The sequence below is a fragment of the Lactobacillus sp. UMNPBX12 genome (assembly GCF_002553955.1).
GTDB lineage: Bacteria > Bacillota > Bacilli > Lactobacillales > Lactobacillaceae > Lactobacillus > Lactobacillus crispatus.
In genome coordinates this window covers 78,152-96,959 of the sequence record NZ_PCYY01000007.1, presented here as the reverse complement: position 1 = coordinate 96,959, position 18,808 = coordinate 78,152, and the positions used below count along the sequence as shown (strand labels likewise).

The following is an 18,808-nucleotide window of genomic DNA, read 5'->3' as shown; positions in this document are numbered from 1 at the left end:
AACCCTTCTTTTTTTGTTATCTAATTTCTATTTACACAAGAATTTATACTGAACCTTTTTAATTATAACGAATAATAAATGAGATTAAGAAAGTTTTTTGCAATTTTAGCCGAAGTTTTGTCATAATAATATGAAAAGTGAAAGAGGTTGGTTAAATGACTAAAGAAAAAGCAGAATTAAAACAAAATTTGGAGCATCTAGCTGAGCAAAAGGGCAGCCAGCAGGCAGTTTCTTACCAAGACTTGTTTACACCACAATTGATGCAAAAGTATACTAGATTTGCTACTATTGACTTTTTTGTCAGAGAATTGGGCATGAAAGACTTTACGCAAATTGAGCAGATGGCAATAGATCAAGTCGATGAATTTGTTAAAAAAGAGACCAAGTTTGCTAGCTGGGAAGAAATGCAACAAAAGGCAGTTAGCGAGTACATGATGAAGTTATTTTAGCAACAAAAAGCGAGTTAGTATTAACTTTAAAACTAACTCGCTCTTTTATTTACTATGTTAGGTGAATGACTTGAGCACCTAATTCATCAATAAAGCGCTGATCATGTTCAATTACTAGCATAGTAGGATGATATTTTTTAATTAATTGAATAATTTGTTCTTGGTTAAAGACATCTAAATAGTTCAAAGGCTCATCCCAAAGATACAAATTTGCTGGTTCAAGTAAGGACTTGGCTAAGTAGACCTTTTTTTGTTGGCCTGAAGACATTTGATTAATTGAATTAGTGAATATATCACGTTCAGTACCTAATTTGTGTAAGATATTGAGAAAATCGGCATAGTTAAGGTGGTGCTTTTGGGCAAAATCTTTTAATGATAGGTTATTAGATTGTTCAATCTGTGATAAATAGGAGATTGAAATCTTATCAGCTGAATGCAATTTGCCAGTAATTGTTCCAGCAAAAGTATTATTAATTGCCTTAAACAAACTAGATTTTCCTATACCGTTTTTACCAGTAATCACAATTTGGTGACCACGCATTAAATCAAAGGTAGTAGGTTGGAAAAGGGAAAGCTTGTCATAAGCAAGGCTAACTCCTTTAGCAGTAATTAGATGTTTATGATGGTCGGGGACAAAATTCATGGCTAGGTCATTGTCTGCTTCAATATTTTTTAAAAGACCTTTTCTTTCTTCGATATTTTTATCTAATCTTGCTTCTACATTTTTGGCAAGTTTCATTTTTTTGGCGGCTTTGTGTCCCATGAATCCTTTATCGTAAACTGTACTTCTATGTCGAATATCGCCTTTCATCTTGGCTCCCGCATTTTTGTTGCTTTCGGAACGCTGGGCAAAAGTTTGCATCTTTTGTTGACTGGCATGGAGATTTTTAATTTGCTTTTCTAACTTTGCATTATAAGCGATATTAGATTCATCCTCTAATTCCTTTTGTTTTTCATAACGAGTATAGTTTCCTTGTTCCAGCCTAATTTTTTGCATTTCAATTGCTAGAGTGTGATCGACAACTTTATCTACAAAATTTCGATCATGGCTGATTACAATTAATCCCTGTTTTTTATTATGCAGATATTGTGCTACTTGATTTCGTGTATCTTCATCGAGGTGATTCGTTGGTTCATCTAGTAGGGCAAAAGAATGTTGATTAATAAAACAAAGCGCCAGTAAAATTTTTGTTTGTTCACCGCCACTAAGTGTTGAAAAGGGCTGCCAAATGATATTTTCTTTAGCATGAAGCAGATTTAATTCTCGTTTTAACTCCCATTCCTCAAAATTAAACTGTTCTTGTAAAGCATAAATAGTAAGGTTATCGGGATCATTAATTACCTGAGGATAGTAATTGAATTCTAAATCACTTTGAATAGTTCCTTGATATTCGACCTGTTTTAGCAGCATTTTCATAAAAGTGGTTTTGCCGCGACCATTACGACCGATTAAGCCAAGTTTCCAATTAGAATCGAGATTTAGGTTTAAATTATCAAAAATTTTATCCTGACCGTCATAGGCAAATGAAACGTTTTTTAGTGAAATTGTAGACATAAAAAAGCACCGTCCTCTCAAACTGTGCTTATGATCTGAGAAAATGGTGCCTGATAGATTAGTCCAAGTTGGCTAATCTATAATTATTCTTAATTTAAATTAAAGAAAATCACGCAGACTAATTTCTGATCACAAGCAAAAAGTACATCCTTAAACTGATAGAATGCATTATTTTTTACTTAACGAAAATCAGAAATTAAAAACGCATCGGCGTGATTCCTCCTATTACTTGAATTGATTAATCTGGCAATACTTTACCATCAAATATAATTATTTGTCAATATTTTTATGATAATTCATTTGCAAGCGTAAGTCCTCGTAAATTGGTTTTCCACCTAAAATGTCCAGAATGTAGTAAGCAACGAAAGTAACAATAATCATTGGCAATACTTGCTGGACAGTTCCAATCATTTCAGTCAGCAGCATAATTGCTGTGAATGGTGCTTTTTCTATTGCACCAAAATATGCGGCCATGGAAATCACTAGGATATGAGGGAAGTACGTTGGCAAAATAATCTGCGATTTTATCATAATATTGGCGCAAATTATTCCCAATAATGCCCCAAGAACTAGGATAGGCATGAAAATACCACCAGGTACGGAAGAACCATATGAAAGCATTGAAAAGACAAACCGAATTATCAAGAATAAGATCGGTAGTAAAAGAAAGTCCCATGATCCAAAGGCTTTGACATTCCAATTCAAATTAAATAAATTATCAATTAACACATGTGAACCACCGAGTAAGTGGGCATTAAATAGACCAACTGGAATAATTAAAATTAAAGGAATGATACTGTGATAGGCAATGTCATTAAGTTAAGCTAATGACATTGTCAAACTGAAACTGGTCTTTATTTTGGCTTAATTATTTTTCGAATTGTTTGCCCCAAGCCCATGGATCTTCGTGCCAGGTCTTCAAGACATCATATTGCGAGCTAGAAATATGACCTGACTCATTTTCCTTTTTGAGTAATTCAGGGTAGGAAAGAAGCGGAGCATATTTAACATTAGCTTTAGCAAAGTTTTCTTTTGCATCTGGCAAGTAGTAGGTGAAAATTGAAGAAACGCCAATGACGTTGCCGCCATCTTTTTCAGTTGCTTTAACTGCATTTAAAACGGAACCACCAGTGGTGATTAAATCATCGATTAAAACGATCTTATCATCTTTGCTGAAACGGCCTTCAATTTGGCGGCCTTTGCCATGATCCTTTGGCTTAGGACGAACATAGATCATTGGTAAGTGCAGTTTATCTGCAACCCATGCGGCATGGGGAATACCGGCGGTAGCGACGCCACCAATAATAGTAGCCTCAGGGAATTCTTTGGCGATTAAATTAGCTAAATCACCAGCAATCATATCGCGTAATTCTGGATATGAAACCGTTAACCTAAGGTCGGTGTAAATTGGAGAAAGCATCCCACTTGCGTAAGTGAATGGTTTGTCAGGTGAGATAGTGATAATTTTTTCTTGAATAAGTTGACTGATAATTTGATCCTTATGCATTTTAGCTAAACTCCTTTTTAATTGCTTCATATGCAGCTTCTGGGTCACTGGCTAAAGTAATTGGCCGTCCAACAACAATAGCGCTTGAGCCCCATTCTTTGGCTTGCGCTGGTGTGGCCACGCGAGATTGATCGTCTTTAGCATTGCCAGCAGGCCGAATTCCCGGTGTGACATATAAAAAGTCATCGCCAACTTTTTCGTGTAATTCTTTTACTTCAAGTGGTGAACAAATAACCCCATCTGCTCCAGAGTGCTTAGCCATTTTTGCTAGCGAAAGAACTTGCTCTTTCATTGACAGTGCGCAATTTTGTTCATGTGCCAATACTTCATCAGAAATCGAAGTTAATTCGGTTACTGCTAGTAACTTAGGCACGCTTTTGCCAGCAGGTGTACCCGCGATTAAACCGTCTTTAGCTGATTTGATCATTTGACTGCCGCCTAAAGCATGAACGGTAGTAAAAGTAATTCCTAACTTAGCTAATTGTTTAGCCCCGTTATAAACGGTATTAGGGATATCATGCAATTTTAGATCCAAGAAAATCTTATAACCTTGCTCAGCTAAGTCTTTAACCACTTGGTTGCCAGCGTGATAGAATAATTCCATACCGACTTTGATAAAGACGTTTTCTGGTTTGCCTAATTTAGACAAAATCTTATGTAGTTGCTCTTCATTGTCAATATCTAATGCAACAATTACAGGTTTCATTTTTCCTCCACAAAAAAAGTCTATCTTAGCTCAGAGAGACACCAAGGATAGACTTTTCCTAGATAATTTAAGTCAATATTTTGAACTTGCGGTCTCTCTGTACCGTTTAAAGTTTGATCAAGGTGAAGTTTAACACCTCAAAAGTAAAAATACAAATAAAATTTTTGCTTGGAAAAAATTATAATCACGTGTAGAATCATTTCTTGAAAAAATAAAGAGTGTCCGTGAGCATTCATTTTGGAGGAAAATTATGGTTAATACACATGTAAAATTACCAGGTTTAGATTTGAAAAATCCAGTTATGCCAGCAAGTGGAACTTTTGGCTTCGGCGATGTGCCTGCAGCTAAGAAGTTTGACTTAAATGATCTTGGAGCAATGGTTATTAAGACAACTACGCCACATGCAACCACAGGTAATCCGCAACCACAGATTGCCGTTTTAGATGATGGAGTTTTGAATTCTGTTGGTCTTACTAATCCTGGTGTGGACAAGGTGATTAGTGAAAAGTTAGAACCATTGAGAAAGCAATATCCAGAATTACCGATCGTGGCTAGCGTTGGCGGTGATAGTGAAGCAGATTATGTTGAAGTAGCACAAAAGCTGTCAAATTCTGGCTTGGTTAATGCTTTAGAAATTAATGTTTCTTGTCCTAATGTGGCCCAAGGTGGAATGAGCTTTGGCGTGCATGCTGATGTGGTTGAAGAATTGACTAGAAAAATTAAAGCAGTTGTCAATATTCCAATTTATGTGAAGTTAACACCAAATGTGACTGATATCACTGTAATTGCTAAAGCTGCCGAAAAGGGTGGTGCCGATGGCTTATCGATGATCAATACATTGCTAGGGATGCGAATTGACGTGAAAAAACGCAGACCACTGTTAGGCCATAATATGGGCGGTTTATCAGGTGAGGCTGTTAAGCCAATAGCTATTAGAATGATTAGTCAAGTGCGTCAAATTACTTCTTTGCCAATTATTGGCATGGGTGGCATTGCTTCGGCCGAAGATGTGGTGGAATTTATGTTAGCAGGTGCTAATGCCATAGCGGTTGGTACTGCTCATTTTAAAGATAGTATTGCTTCTAAGCATATTGCAGATGCCTTGCCGCAAGAACTTGAAAAATTAGGCATTGAAGATATCAATGAATTAGTTGGTCAAGTAAAATTTAATTAGAGCTTGACAAACGTTTCTAATTACAGTAACTTTAAAGCAATGAATGTCCTTTAAAATTAGTCCCGTGAGGCTAGCAAGGCAGGCTTAACTTAAGTTTCGACTTTACTAAAGCTCCTAGTCTCAGTTGAGATTGGGAGCTTTTTTCATGGGCAGAATTAGGAGGCTATAATGGCAAAAGAAATCTGGGATGCACTAGCAATGAAGCGTGCTTTAACCCGTATTACTTACGAGATCATTGAACAAAATAAAGGAACCGATGATTTGGTTTTGGTAGGGATTAAAACGCGAGGCGTTTACTTGGCTAAACGAATTCATGACCGTATTCAGAAATTGGAAGGCGTTGATGTACCAGTTGGTGAATTGGACATTACCTTATATCGGGATGATCGTCATGATGCTAGTTTAAAGCAAGATCCAGTTGTCAATTCTGATCAAGTTGATGTTAATATTGATGACAAGCATGTTGTTTTGATTGATGATGTTATCTATACTGGACGAACAATCAGAGCGGCGATGGATGCTTTGATGCACGTTGGTCGCCCAAGTTCAATCAGAGTCGCAGTGCTAGTTGATCGTGGTCACCGTGAATTGCCAATTCGTGCTGATTTTGTTGGTAAAAATATTCCAACTTCTGCCGATGAACAGGTTGCTGTTAATGTAATTGAGAAGGACGGCAAAGATTCAGTTGAACTGAAGGCTTTACCAAAATAAAAAGAAGATAGTTAAATATCCAACCATTTAATTGACTCCAGAGAGGGCCAGAAGGGTTGATTTCTTTTCGTGTACACGGGAAGACTCTAGGCCTGGAGCAATTAAATGCTTCAGGCTTTTTTGTATAGAAAGAATAGAAAATGGAAAATTTAAATCTTGTTAATTTACCACATTTTGTGAGTGTTGAAAATTTGGATAGTAATGAAGTAGAGGCCTTAATCAGGAGAGCTGAGTACTTCAAAAAAGGCGGTGCAACACCACGTTTAACTAAGCCAGTTTATGTAACTAATATGTTTTTTGAAGATTCATCTAGAACACATACGAGCTTTGAAATGGCTGAAAGAAAACTAGGTTTGACAGTTATTCCTTTTGATCCGGCTCATTCGTCTGTTAATAAGGGTGAAACCTTATATGACACTTCATTAATTATGAACGCCTTAGGTGTCAACTTAGAAGTGATTCGTCACTCACAGAATGAGTATTACAATGATTTGATTAACTTAAAAGAACATCAACATTTAAATATTGGTGTGATTAACGCTGGAGATGGTAGCGGTCAACATCCTAGCCAATGTATGCTCGATATGATGACTATTCATGAACATTTTGGCCACTTTAAAGGCTTAAAGGTTGCAATTGTTGGTGATATTACTAATTCTAGGGTTGCAAAAAGTGACATGGAACTTTTGACTAGGTTGGGCGCTGAAGTTTACTTCTCAGGTCCAAGTTACTGGTATGATAAAGAATTCGATCAATATGGTAAGTATGAAGAAATTGATCAATTAGTTTCAAATATGGACGTGATGATGCTCTTACGGGTTCAACATGAACGTCATGCAGGCGATCCTAATGAAAAGACTTTTAATGCTAAAGCATATCACGAAAAATATGGTATTAATCATCAACGCTATAGTGCATTGAAGCCCGACACCATCATCATGCATCCGGGTCCAATTAACCATGATGTTGAACTTAGCGGTGATTTAGTTGAAAGCGATAAGTGCATGTTTGTCAGACAAATGCAAAATGGTGTGTTCATGCGTATGGCAATGATCGAGGCAGTATTGCGCGGTAGACGACTTGGAGGATTAGAATAATGGCAACAGTAATTAAGAATGGCACAGTTTATCAAAATGGTCGTCTAATTAAAGCAGATGTTTTAATTGAAGATCAAAAGATTAAAGCAATAGGGACTAACTTAACGGCAGATAAAGAGATTGATGCAAGTGGCAAGCTAGTTAGTCCTGGACTGGTTGATGTCCACGTTCATTATCGTGATCCCGGACAAACTTACAAGGAAGATATTAAAACCGGTAGTGAAGCCGCTGCTCATGGTGGTTTTACTATGGTAGGGGCAATGCCTAATGTAACGCCTGTACCTAATACGCCTGAGCTAATGCAAAAAATGGTACAAGAAAACAATGAAAAAGGTGTGGTTCATATTTTTCAATATGGACCAATCACTAATGATGAAACTACTGATGTCATTCCTGATTATGCAGCATTGAAAAAGGCTGGTGCTTTTGCCTTAAGTAATGATGGTCATGGAGTCCAAACTGCTCAAACGATGTATTTGGCAATGCAAAAAGCCAAGGAAAATAATTTGATCATTGCTACTCATGCACAAGACGATTCGCTTTTTAATAAAGGGATCGTGAATGAAGGACCTAAAGCCAAGGAATTAAACTTGCCGTCAGTAACTGAATTAGCAGAAACAACGCAAATTGCTAGAGACTTGCTTTTAGCACAAAAAACGGGCGTCCATTATCATATTTGCCATGTATCAACTAAAACTAGTGTAGAACTGGTTCGAATGGCTAAGGCGCGTGGAATCAATGTTACCTGTGAAGTAGCGCCACACCATATTTTATTAACAGATGACGATATTCCTAAGGACAACGGTTATTATAAGATGAATCCGCCATTGAGAAATAAGGAAGATCAAGCGGCGTTACTAGTGGGACTACTAGACGGTACAATCGATTTAATTGCGACTGACCATGCTCCTCATGCTCGCAATGAAAAAGAAGGTGGCATGAAGGGCGCAGCCTTTGGTATTACTGGTAGTGAAACAGCATTTTCTACTTTATATACTAAATTTGTCAAAGAAGAAAAAGTCTTCACCTTGGAGCAGCTTTTATCATGGCTCTCCGATAAACCAGCTAAAACGTTTGGCTTAAAAAATGCCGGGGTACTTGAACCAGGTAAGCCAGCTGATATTGCGATTTTTGACTTAGACCATGAAACTGAATTAAAAGAAGAAGACTATAAGTCAAAAGGCGTTAATACACCATTTACGGGCGACAAGGTGTATGGTGAAACTGTAATGACCATGGTTGATGGTCAGGTTGTATACAGAAGGGATGAACAATAATGCGGTATTTAATCCTAGAAGATGGTAGCATCTATGCTGGCGAGGGTTTTGGCGCTGATTGCGAAACAGTTGGTGAAGTTGTATTTACAACAGGGATGACTGGTTATCAAGAAGCAATTACCGACCAATCTTATGCCGATCAGATTTTGGTTTTCACTAATCCTTTAATTGGAAACTATGGTATTACCTTGGCAGATTATGAGTCACTTGAGCCAAGGATCAAAGGCGTAATTTGTCACCAGGTTGCCCGTCATCCTGATAATTGGCGAATGCAGACAACCTTACCAAAGTTTTTGGAGCATTTGAACATTCCAGGTATTCAGGGAATTGACACGCGTGAATTAGTTAAAAAATTGAGAGTTCACGGTACATTACGTGGTAAGATTGCAGATTCAAAAGAAAATGCAGAAAAAATTGCGGCAGAATTAAAGATTAAGAATGTAACTCAAGGTGTAATTAGCCGAGTATCAACCAAGTCACCATATCCAGTTCCTGGTTCGAAACGCAATATTGTGGTTATCGACTTTGGAATTAAACACAGTATTTTGCGTGAACTAGCAGAACGTGATTGTAATTGTATTGTTTTACCATATACAGCTACTGCCCAAGAAGTATTAAACCTTCATCCAGATGGTGTTCTTTTGAGTAACGGCCCTGGTGATCCAGAAGAAATGGTAGAGGCAACTAAAATGGTGCGTGAAGTAGAAAAGCATGTTCCTTTGATGGGAATTTGTATGGGACACCAAGTCTTTGCTTTAGCTAATGGGGCTAAAACTTACAAGATGAAATTTGGGCACCGCGGTTTTAATCACCCTGTACGAGAGATTGCAACTGGTAATATTGGTTTTACTTCACAAAACCATGGTTATGCTGTGTCTGCAGATTCAATTGACAAGGATAACTTAATGATTACCCACGTTGAAGTCAATGATGGGACGGTTGAAGGGTTACGTCATAAGAAATATCCTGCATTTTCAGTGCAATTTCACCCTGATGCAACACCGGGTCCTCATGATGAGGTTTCATTATTCGACGACTTTATGTCAATGATTGATCAGAGAAAGGAAGAAGAGCGTCATGCCTAAAAGAACAGATATTCATAAGATTATGGTGATTGGCTCAGGTCCAATTATTATTGGTCAAGCTGCAGAATTTGATTATTCTGGTACACAGGCATGCTTGGCTCTGCGCGAAGAAGGCTATGAAGTAGTTTTAGTTAATTCCAACCCAGCTACGATCATGACTGATACAACAATTGCAGATAAGGTGTACATTGAACCTCTGACAGTTGAATCGATTTCACGAATTATTCGTCAAGAATATCCTGATGCTATTTTGCCAACACTTGGCGGTCAAGTGGGCTTAAACATGGCTATGGAACTTGCCAAAACAGGAATTTTGGATGAATTACACATCGAGCTTCTAGGTACTAAGCTGCAATCTATTGAACAAGCCGAAGACCGTGAAAAATTTAAGGAATTATGTAAGTCATTAGGTGAACCAGTTCCACCTTCTAAGACAGTTAATACAGTCGAAGATGCCTTAGCTTTTGGAGATGAGATTGGCTATCCGATCATTGTTCGTCCCGCCTTTACGATGGGTGGTACCGGTGGTGGTATCTGTAATAATCATGAAGAATTAGCAGAGATTGCCAAAAATGGATTGGAACTTTCCCCTGTAACTGAATGTTTGATTGAAAAATCAATTGCGGGCTATAAAGAAGTAGAATTTGAAGTAATGCGCGACCATGATGACAATGCAATGATTGTCTGCTGCATGGAAAACTTTGATCCGGTAGGGATTCACACTGGTGATTCAATTGTCTTTTCACCAAGTCAAACTTTATCTGATAAGGAATATCAGATGCTTCGTGATTGTTCACTGCGTTTGATTAGGGCTTTGAAAATTGAAGGGGGATGCAACGTTCAACTTGCTCTTGACCCAAATAGCTTTAATTATGATGTAATTGAAGTAAATCCGCGTGTTTCAAGATCATCTGCTTTAGCTTCTAAGGCAACTGGTTATCCAATTGCTAAGATGGCTGCTAAAATTGCAGTAGGAATGACTTTGGATGAAATTAAGAACCCAGTAACGGGAACAACCTATGCAGAATTTGAACCTGCATTAGACTATGTAGTCTGCAAGATACCACGCTGGCCATTTGATAAGTTCCCTAAGGCTGATCGCGTTTTGGGCACCCAAATGAAAGCAACCGGTGAAGTTATGGCAATTGGCCGTACTGCAGAAGAAGCTATGCAAAAAGCGGTAAGATCACTAGAAATTGATGAAAAAGATCTTTACTCACCAGAAGCACACGTAGCTAGTGATGACCAATTAGAGCAAAAATTAGTCAAAGCTCAAGATGATCGTCTCTTCTATTTAGCTGAGGCATTTAGACGTGGTTATTCAGCTGAAGATATTCATGAATTAACGAAGATTAATTTCTACTTTTTAGATATCGTGCAACATATGGTTGAATTGGAAAAGACACTTGAGGAAAATAAAGATGATGTTGATGTATTGCGCTTAGCTAAGAAATATGGCTTTAGTGATCCAACGATTGCCTCTTTGTGGAATGAAACTGCAGATGAGGTAAGAGCATTTCGGAAAAAGCATGGCATCATCCCAGTCTACAAGATGGTTGATACATGTGCTGCTGAGTTTGAATCAAAGACACCATACTTTTATTCAACTTATGATGCTGAAAATGAATCACATAAGACTGGTAAGAAGTCGGTGATCGTTATTGGCTCAGGTCCAATCAGAATCGGTCAAGGTGTTGAATTCGATTATGCGACTGTTCACTGTGTCAAGGCCTTGCAAAAGATGGGCTACGAAGCAATTGTTATCAATTCTAATCCTGAAACTGTTTCAACTGACTTCTCTATCTCAGATAAATTATACTTTGAACCATTAACTTTGGAAGATGTCTTGAATGTCTGCGACTTGGAAAAGCCAGAAGGCGTGATTGTTCAATTTGGTGGTCAAACCTCAATCAATTTGGCTCATGGCTTAGAAGAACATGGCGTCAAGATTTTAGGCACTAAAGTAGCTGATGTTAACCGTGCAGAAGACCGTGAACTGTTTGATCAAATCATTAAGCAACTTCATTTTAATCAGCCTCAAGGTTTAACTGCAACTACTCATGAAGGCGTACTTGAAGCTGCCGATAAGCTAGGCTATCCAGTTTTAGTCCGTCCAAGTTATGTTTTGGGTGGTAAAGCGATGGAAATTGTCTACACCAAGGCAGAGTTAGAAGAATACTTGCAAGACCACGTTGATATTGCAGCAGACCACCCAATCTTGGTTGATGATTATCTTGATGGTCGTGAATGTGATGTTGATGCAATTAGTGATGGTAAGGAAGTTCTTTTGCCAGGAATCATGGAACATATTGAGCATGCCGGTGTCCACTCTGGTGACTCAATGGCTGTTTATCCACCACAAACCTTCTCTGATGAAGTTAAAGAAAAGATTACTGATGTCACTAGAAAGCTTGCTTTGACTTTGAACTGTGTCGGCATTATGAACATTCAATTCATTGTCAGAGATGGTGAAGTTTACGTAATTGAAGTTAACCCTCGGGCAAGTAGAACAGTGCCATTTTTAAGCAAGATCACGGGTATTGAAATGGCTCAGGTCGCTACCCGAGTTATTATGGGCGAAAGTTTGGCTGAACAGGGCTACGGTGATGGTCTTGCCCCAGAGCCAGACATGATCTCTGTTAAAGCACCAGTCTTCTCCTTCAGCAAATTATCGGACGTTGATGCATATCTCGGGCCAGAAATGAAATCGACAGGTGAAGTAATGGGGAGTGATCACACTTTTGCCAAAGCTCTCTACAAAGCTTTTGCAGGTGCTAAGATGCAATTGCCTGAAAATGGTAATGTATTACTTACCATCGAAGATCGAGACAAAGAAAAGATTTTACCAATTGCCAAGAGATTTGCGCGGATTGGCTACAGAATCTTTGCTACTAAGGGTACAGCTGATTTCTTGCGCAGTCATGATTTGCATGTTGATCCAGTAACTAAAGTGCATGAAGATGAAGACGCCAAGGATAATATCTTGAATGAATTAAGAAATGGCAAGATTGACTTGGTTATCAATACGATGGGTCACGATATTGAAAAGAATTCTGATGGCTTCATCATTAGACAGGTTGCCATTGGTCAAAATGTACCATTGATTACAGCACTTGATACTGCAGATGCTTTGCTTACTAGCTTGGAGAATAGATCATTTGCTACTGATGCTTTGAAGTAGGATAGTTGAATAGATAAAAATAATTTTCACAAGTGAGCTAATAATTTTGAGATAAATAAACGATAGATAGCATTCAATCAGGATATTGTGAAAAAAATATGTATCACAAACTTTATTATAGAGCCATGATTAAGAATATTTCACTATCTTTTGTAAGCGAATACATTTATAATCTGAGATAAGGAAGTGAAGTGTTTAGGGGGGAATAAAAATGTGGATTTCGTTTTTATTGGCTTTAATTCCAATTATTTGGCTTATTTACTCTTTGGCAATTCGAAAAATGCCTGCTATTAAAGCATGCAGCATTGGACTATTAATTACTATCGTATTGGCTATACTGGGATTTAACCTCTCTATAGTTGACACTTTGACGGGTGCTTTAGAGGGCATTCTGATGGGGCTATGGCCAATTGTTTATGTAATCGTGGCTGCACTGTTTACTTATAATGTAAGCAATTATTCAGGTGGAATTAAAATTATTCAAGATACTTTGTCGTCAATCACTACTGATCAGCGTATTTTAGTTTTGATTATCGCATGGGGATTTGGCGGATTCTTAGAAGCAATTGCAGGTTTTGGGACAGCAGTTGCAATTCCCGCTGGGATATTAATTGGATTTGGTCTTAATCCGATTAATGCCGCCGTAATTTGTTTAATTGCTAATACTACACCAACTGCCTTTGGTGCAATTGGATTACCAGTGATTACACTGAGTGACGTAACTAATTTGCCCGTTACTCCATTATCATTTGTTATTACTTTACAACTTGCATTATTAATTATTATAATTCCGTTTTTATTGGTGATTCTAACAGGTGGCGGAGTTAAAGCTATCAAAGGAGTGGGATTAATTACCCTGATGTCTGGTTTGTCATTTTCAATTCCGCAAATTTTGGTAGCAAAATTTGTTGGTCCAGAGTTACCAGCAATTGTTGGTTCAATTTGTTGTATTTTGACTACAGTTCTGATGGCAAAATTATATCATCATCAAGATAATGACATAAAAGAGAATATTGAGAAGCACAGCGCTATCGAAATTTTGCGTGCAAGTTCACCATTTATTTTAGTGTTCGTATTTGTGGTTCTTGCTTCATCACTGTTTCCAAATATTCAGCATCTATTGGGAAAAGTGACTTCTTATATTAAGGTATATACTGGGAAAGATACAGAACTGTTTAAGATTAATTGGCTTTCTTCACCAGGAACATTAATTTTGCTAGCTACTTTTATTGGTGGATTAATTCAAAAAGTTAGTTTCAAGAAATTAGGACAAATCTTAAAATCAACAATTTTTGGATTATGGAAAACATTAATTACAATTTGTTCTATTGTGGCTTTAGCCAAGGTAATGGGCTACGCAGGAATGACTTCAGCAATTGCGGCAGCATTAGTAGTTCTAATGGGACCAATATATCCATTAGTTGCACCGTTAATTGGTGCTTTGGGTACGTTTATTACAGGATCTGATACCTCAGCTAATGTTCTTTTTGGTAACCTGCAATTGTCTTCAGCTAAGGCTTTAGGCGTAAATAGTAATTGGGTAGTTGGTTCAAATATGGTGGGAGCAACTGCTGGAAAGATGATCTCACCTCAGAGTATAGCTGTTGCTTCAGCTGCAATTGGACAAGATGGATCTGAATCAATAATTTTGAAGCAAGTGGCTAAATGGTGCTTATTGTATTTGGGAATAATTTGTATATTCCTATATGGAATAGGCTTTGCCGTAGGATTTTTATAAAAATAATTTAAATAACTCTTGGTGTTCTGATATATATTGATTTGCACTTGTCATCCATTAATAGTAAATCGCTTGCATTAAAAGCGCTTTCGTTGATAGAATGCTTTTTGTAACTTTTTTACATTAATAAGGGAGACAAAACAAATGAGTTATTTATTTCTGTTTATTCCGGCAATAGGATGGGGTCTTATGCCCATGTTTGTTGCTGGTGTCAAGAAGAGTAACATTTACCACCAAATTTTAGGTACCGTTCTTGGTGCATTTATCTTTGGTGCTGCAGTTACTCTCATTAAGCGTCCATCTTTTAATGCGACTACTTTTATTTTAGCAATGTTAGCTGGTGCTGCTTGGGTTATTGGTCAAGTTGGTCAGTATTACAGTTATTCCAAGGTTGGGGTTTCTGAAACTATGCCAATTTCAACTGGTTTGCAGTTGATCGGTGTGCCACTTGTAGGTGTGTTGATCTTTAGTGAATGGGCAAGCACTCAAGCTAAATTGTTTGGATTTTTAGGGATCTTAGCTTTAATTATTGGTGTAGCATTTACATCATTGACTGACAAAGGTACATCTGAGGGTGGAAAAAAGAATCAGACCACTACAATGATTGTGCTGGTATTGACTACACTTGGTTACATTACTTCAAGTTCCATTCCAAAGGCCTTGAAGGGTGACAGCGTAATGATTTTCTTTGCTGAAACCATTGGAATGTTGGTTGCAGCAGTTGTTTATTTAATTGCAACTAAGCAAACACAAGTCTTTAAGGAAAAAGAAAGTTATCAAGTAATTCCTGCCGGTGTGATTTACGCAATTGCTGCTCTTGCATACATTGTTTCAGTTAAGATGAACGGTGTAAACCTAGCCTTTGTTATGTCACAACTTTGTGTCGTTATTTCTACTCTTGGTGGTATCCTTTTCTTACACGAAAAGAAGACACAAAAAGGTCTTATTTATACTGTGATCGGTTTAATATTAATTGTTGCCGGTGCAGTTTTGACCTCAGTATTTTAATGAATTTTAAATAAATATTGAATGAACTCCAACATGATAATTGTTGGAGTTTTTGAGTAAAAAAGTCATGAATAAATATAAAATGAATTAAAATATAAGTAGAAGCCAAAGAGAGGATGATTTCTATGAGTGATAATACAGTATACGTGATCGACGGTCGTCGGTATGCACGTAATGGAGAAATTGTCGAGCATAATGTGCATGTTTATAGTTCTTATCAAAATCTGATTGCTGCATTTAAGCCATTTTTGGAAGTTTCAAATAAAGAAGTGCATATGAATGGCAAAAATGAGATGCTTCAGGTTAGAATATATGATCCATCAAATCAATTTTTGACAAAATATAAATTTGATATTTATGAAAAGAAAATAGATAATTTCTTTCCAAGTACTACTGAACATATTTAGCAAAGGAATGATCCAATGACTTTTAACAAAGAAGAAAAAGAGCAAGCTTTAAAGCGGCTAACTGATGAGGAATATAACGTAACTCAAAAGGCCGCTACAGAATATCCTTTTACCGGAAAATATGATGATTTTTATGAAAAGGGGATTTACGTTGATGTAGTGTCAGGTGAGCCACTTTTTTCAAGCTTAGATAAGTATAATGCAGGCTGTGGTTGGCCTAGTTTTACTAAGCCAATTAAGAAATTAACTTACCACCGCGATCAATCGCACGGAATGGAGAGAACAGAAGTTAAAAGTCCCGAAGCTGATTCTCACTTAGGTCATGTTTTTACTGACGGCCCAGTGGATCGAGGTGGTTTACGTTACTGCATTAATTCCGCAGCATTGAGATTTATTCCATATGATCAGTTGGAACAGGCTGGCTATAGTGAATATAAGAAAATATTTGAATAAAAAATACGGCAGATACTTAAAATAAATATCTGCCGTATTAGTTTATATATTAAAAATTATTTCTCATAGAACTTAATTTCAGTATTGGCCAAATCAACTGTATAAGTTTCTTCTTCAAGTGGTCGTTTAGTCATTCCTTCATCAGTTGAGTAGATGATCAAGGCCAACTTACTACCAGATGGAAGAGTGTAGTAGGTAGGTTGAAGCAAGAAGTCTAAATCGTAGAACTTGTCAGCATCAATCTTCTCAGGTCTTTTCATGTCCTTATAGTTTTGTAAGTTCATGTGAGCCTTAGTGATCAACTTAGCCTTAGTCTTCTTGTCCGGCACAAATTCTTGCAAAGTATCAGTGCCAAATCTATAGCCAAGTTCTTGACCGCCGCGCATTAAGAACTTAGGTGTAGCGGTTAAGCGTCTTCTTTCTCCCAATTCAACTAAAGCAACAGAAATTTGTCCCTTAGGTAAGCTGCCTTTAACTCTAACTTTTACTTCAGGACGACCGACAATCGTAGTTGGGTGAATAAATTCGTCTGTTTTAAAACGCAAACTTGGTTTAGCCCATTTTTCATCACCACAGATGAACTTGTATAGCCAGTCGCTTTCTGAGATGTCAGCCTTCTTAAATTCAATGCCACCTTCATCGACAAATGATTGTTGTGCTTTGCCATTGCCATCTTGGAAAAGCTCGCCGTCATCAGTTGGGTAGTAGGTCTTCTTTTGACCTAATTCATTTGACCAATCCTTTTCTTCGTGCCACTTGTCAGCTTGCAAGTTGTCCTGGATCATGACGGTTGGCCATTGCTTGTAAGCATTGTTTTCAATCCCTAGTAATTCATGTACAAACCAAAGGTTCATCAAGTCAGTAAAATCAATAGAAACAAAGTTGTTCATATTGTAGTGAGGACCTTGGTGTAGGAAAAGATGATGCTTCATTGGCATTTTTTTGACTAGTTGCCAAATTTTATAAACATTCTTTGGCTTAACGTTCCAGTCATTTAAACCGTGAACAGAAATCCAAGAACATTTGATGCCGTCAGCGTGATGGCGGTAGTTTCTTGCTTCCCAAAAGTTGGAATATTGACCGGTTTCACGGTCTTCTTTTGTTAAAAGCTCTTTTTGCATCTTGTCGTATTCTGGTTTGATCTTTAAGTAAGAACCTGCATCCCACAAGTTTGATTGACAAGTTTCAGCCAGTAAATCAAGGTCTTCACCTTGGCAGGCTTCGGGTGCGATTACCAAACCGTGTTCACGGTAATAGTCATACCAAGAAGAAATAGCGGCTTCAGAAACCACAGTTTTCAAGCCTTTAACCCCAGTAGTGGCAATAGCAATTTGCAAAGTGCCTAAATATGAACGACCAGTCATTCCGATATTGCCATTGCACCAGTCAGCTTTAGTTTGAACAGATCTAGTACGGTCAGTGTAAGCGATACGATCGCCGTGGAGCCATTCGATAACTGCAGCAGCTGATTCAGTTTCTTCAGGTGCACCAGTAATACGAACTCCATCACTACCGCGGGTACCAATTGCTCCAGCAAAAACACTGGCAAAACCACGAGCAAGCATATACTCATTTAATGGATAAGAAGATTTATGTACTGCTTCTTCGGTAGCTGGGTGGTTAGAGTCGTCTGGCTGCTTTGCTTTAACTATTGGTGAATGAACATATTGTGGATCATTCCAATCGGCGGCATCAGATAAATTTTCGTCAACATTATGGTTACGCTTTTCATTAGCGATAATTCCGCCGAAATATGGTGAAGCAGTATAAAGGGCAGGCACTTTTAAGCCTTTGTTAGTTTCAGCTGGTCGGAAAACAGTAACTTGAATCAAGTCACTCTTACCATCATGATCAGTATCAAGATCAGTTTCAACGTAAACAACTTCACGAATTACTTTGTTGGTATCGAAGACAGGAATAGCTTTGCCATTGAAAAATTTAAACTTATTTTGTCCCCAGAATTGAGTAAAGTACCCCTTACCAGCCATTACATCGAGCAAAATTTGACCGTTTTTGGCGCGAGTATTGAGCAAACGATAAAAAGCAGAGATTAACCTTTTGACATCAGAAATGTCTTGGACAAAAGGTAAAGCATTCTTTTGCATAAAGCCGGTTGGATCGGCTAATTCGTAGTCATAATGAACATGATAGCCAAGTAATTGTAAGGCTACATTATAGAATTGAGCAGTACCAATTGATTCAGGCTTTCCTTTTAAAAAGTCAGCTAAAGTTTGCTCATTTGAAACAGCAAATTCAGATAATTTTGTTGTCTTAGCAGCGTCAGTTTTTGCTTCAGCAATTGTCATTTTAACGAGCTTGCCCAGCAAATCGTTAAAATTCCAGTCTGCATAATTTTTAGGTAAGAAATTGATGTCGATTAATTCTTTTACTTGTTGATCGAAGTCAGTTTCGACATAAGCGTATTGGTTATATTTCATATTTTTCTCCTTTGCAGTTTAA

Annotated in this window: 15 protein-coding genes and 1 pseudogene; 11 read left to right on the top strand and 5 right to left on the bottom strand. The window is 37.6% G+C overall.

The features are described 5' to 3' along the window. The first annotated feature begins 155 nt into the window (after nucleotides 1-155). Nucleotides 156-449 (top strand): hypothetical protein, encoded by a 294-nt coding sequence (locus CP363_RS04470; RefSeq protein WP_098035888.1) that lies wholly within the window; start codon nucleotides 156-158, stop codon nucleotides 447-449. Nucleotides 450-501: 52 nt separating this feature from the next. Here the strand turns inward: CP363_RS04470 and abc-f are convergent, their stop codons facing one another. From abc-f to pyrF, 4 genes and pseudogenes are all read right to left on the bottom strand, one after another. Beyond that, nucleotides 502-2,004, bottom strand: a complete 1,503-nt coding sequence (abc-f, locus tag CP363_RS04465) for a ribosomal protection-like ABC-F family protein (protein WP_089151172.1) — start codon at nucleotides 2,002-2,004, stop codon at nucleotides 502-504. A 270-nt stretch (nucleotides 2,005-2,274) separates the two neighbouring features. Further along, nucleotides 2,275-2,808, bottom strand: a pseudogene (locus CP363_RS04460) (chloride channel protein); the annotation flags it as partial. A 64-nt stretch (nucleotides 2,809-2,872) separates the two neighbouring features. Beyond that, the gene (gene pyrE, locus CP363_RS04455) at nucleotides 2,873-3,511 is read right to left on the bottom strand and encodes an orotate phosphoribosyltransferase (RefSeq protein WP_005723271.1); all 639 of its coding nucleotides are present in this window, start codon (nucleotides 3,509-3,511) and stop codon (nucleotides 2,873-2,875) included. A 1-nt stretch (nucleotide 3,512) separates the two neighbouring features. Continuing rightward, a complete protein-coding gene (gene pyrF / locus CP363_RS04450; RefSeq protein ID WP_098035887.1) occupies nucleotides 3,513-4,217 on the bottom strand; it encodes an orotidine-5'-phosphate decarboxylase in 705 nt (234 codons plus the stop codon). 250 nt (nucleotides 4,218-4,467) lie between these two features. On the opposite strand from pyrF, the gene CP363_RS04440 reads away from it, so the two are divergent. From CP363_RS04440 to msrB, 10 genes are all read left to right on the top strand, one after another. Further along, entirely contained in the window at nucleotides 4,468-5,391 is a 924-nt protein-coding gene (locus CP363_RS04440) for a dihydroorotate dehydrogenase (protein ID WP_013086559.1), read from the top strand. Nucleotides 5,392-5,559: 168 nt separating this feature from the next. Next, nucleotides 5,560-6,102 (top strand): bifunctional pyr operon transcriptional regulator/uracil phosphoribosyltransferase PyrR, encoded by a 543-nt coding sequence (pyrR, locus tag CP363_RS04435; protein ID WP_098035886.1) that lies wholly within the window; start codon nucleotides 5,560-5,562, stop codon nucleotides 6,100-6,102. A gap of 140 nt (nucleotides 6,103-6,242) precedes the next feature. Next, a complete protein-coding gene (locus CP363_RS04430) occupies nucleotides 6,243-7,199 on the top strand; it encodes an aspartate carbamoyltransferase catalytic subunit (RefSeq protein WP_057726776.1) in 957 nt (318 codons plus the stop codon). After that, on the top strand, nucleotides 7,199-8,476 hold the full coding sequence (locus CP363_RS04425) for a dihydroorotase (RefSeq protein ID WP_098035885.1): 1,278 nt from the start codon (nucleotides 7,199-7,201) through the stop codon (nucleotides 8,474-8,476). The genes CP363_RS04430 and CP363_RS04425 overlap by 1 nt, the downstream gene beginning before the upstream one ends. Then, nucleotides 8,476-9,561, top strand: a complete 1,086-nt coding sequence (locus tag CP363_RS04420) for a carbamoyl phosphate synthase small subunit (protein WP_005719452.1) — start codon at nucleotides 8,476-8,478, stop codon at nucleotides 9,559-9,561. Before CP363_RS04425 ends, CP363_RS04420 begins: the two co-directional genes overlap by 1 nt. After that, nucleotides 9,554-12,742, top strand: coding sequence for a carbamoyl-phosphate synthase large subunit (gene carB / locus CP363_RS04415; RefSeq protein ID WP_098035884.1), 3,189 nt, complete (start codon nucleotides 9,554-9,556; stop codon nucleotides 12,740-12,742). Before CP363_RS04420 ends, carB begins: the two co-directional genes overlap by 8 nt. A 211-nt stretch (nucleotides 12,743-12,953) precedes the next feature. Next, nucleotides 12,954-14,480: an L-lactate permease gene (locus CP363_RS04410; RefSeq protein ID WP_089142906.1), complete on the top strand. Its 1,527-nt coding sequence runs from the start codon at nucleotides 12,954-12,956 to the stop codon at nucleotides 14,478-14,480. Between the two features lie 144 nt (nucleotides 14,481-14,624). Continuing rightward, on the top strand, nucleotides 14,625-15,488 hold the full coding sequence (locus CP363_RS04405; protein WP_098035883.1) for a GRP family sugar transporter: 864 nt from the start codon (nucleotides 14,625-14,627) through the stop codon (nucleotides 15,486-15,488). A 125-nt stretch (nucleotides 15,489-15,613) separates the two neighbouring features. Then, nucleotides 15,614-15,895: a hypothetical protein gene (locus CP363_RS04400; RefSeq protein ID WP_005726124.1), complete on the top strand. Its 282-nt coding sequence runs from the start codon at nucleotides 15,614-15,616 to the stop codon at nucleotides 15,893-15,895. Nucleotides 15,896-15,910: 15 nt separating this feature from the next. Then, on the top strand, nucleotides 15,911-16,348 hold the full coding sequence (msrB, locus tag CP363_RS04395) for a peptide-methionine (R)-S-oxide reductase MsrB (protein WP_023488803.1): 438 nt from the start codon (nucleotides 15,911-15,913) through the stop codon (nucleotides 16,346-16,348). A 56-nt stretch (nucleotides 16,349-16,404) separates the two neighbouring features. On the opposite strand, the gene CP363_RS04390 is transcribed toward msrB, so the two are convergent. Then, the gene (locus tag CP363_RS04390) at nucleotides 16,405-18,786 is read right to left on the bottom strand and encodes a Xaa-Pro dipeptidyl-peptidase (RefSeq protein ID WP_023488802.1); all 2,382 of its coding nucleotides are present in this window, start codon (nucleotides 18,784-18,786) and stop codon (nucleotides 16,405-16,407) included. Nucleotides 18,787-18,808: the final 22 nt, after the last annotated feature.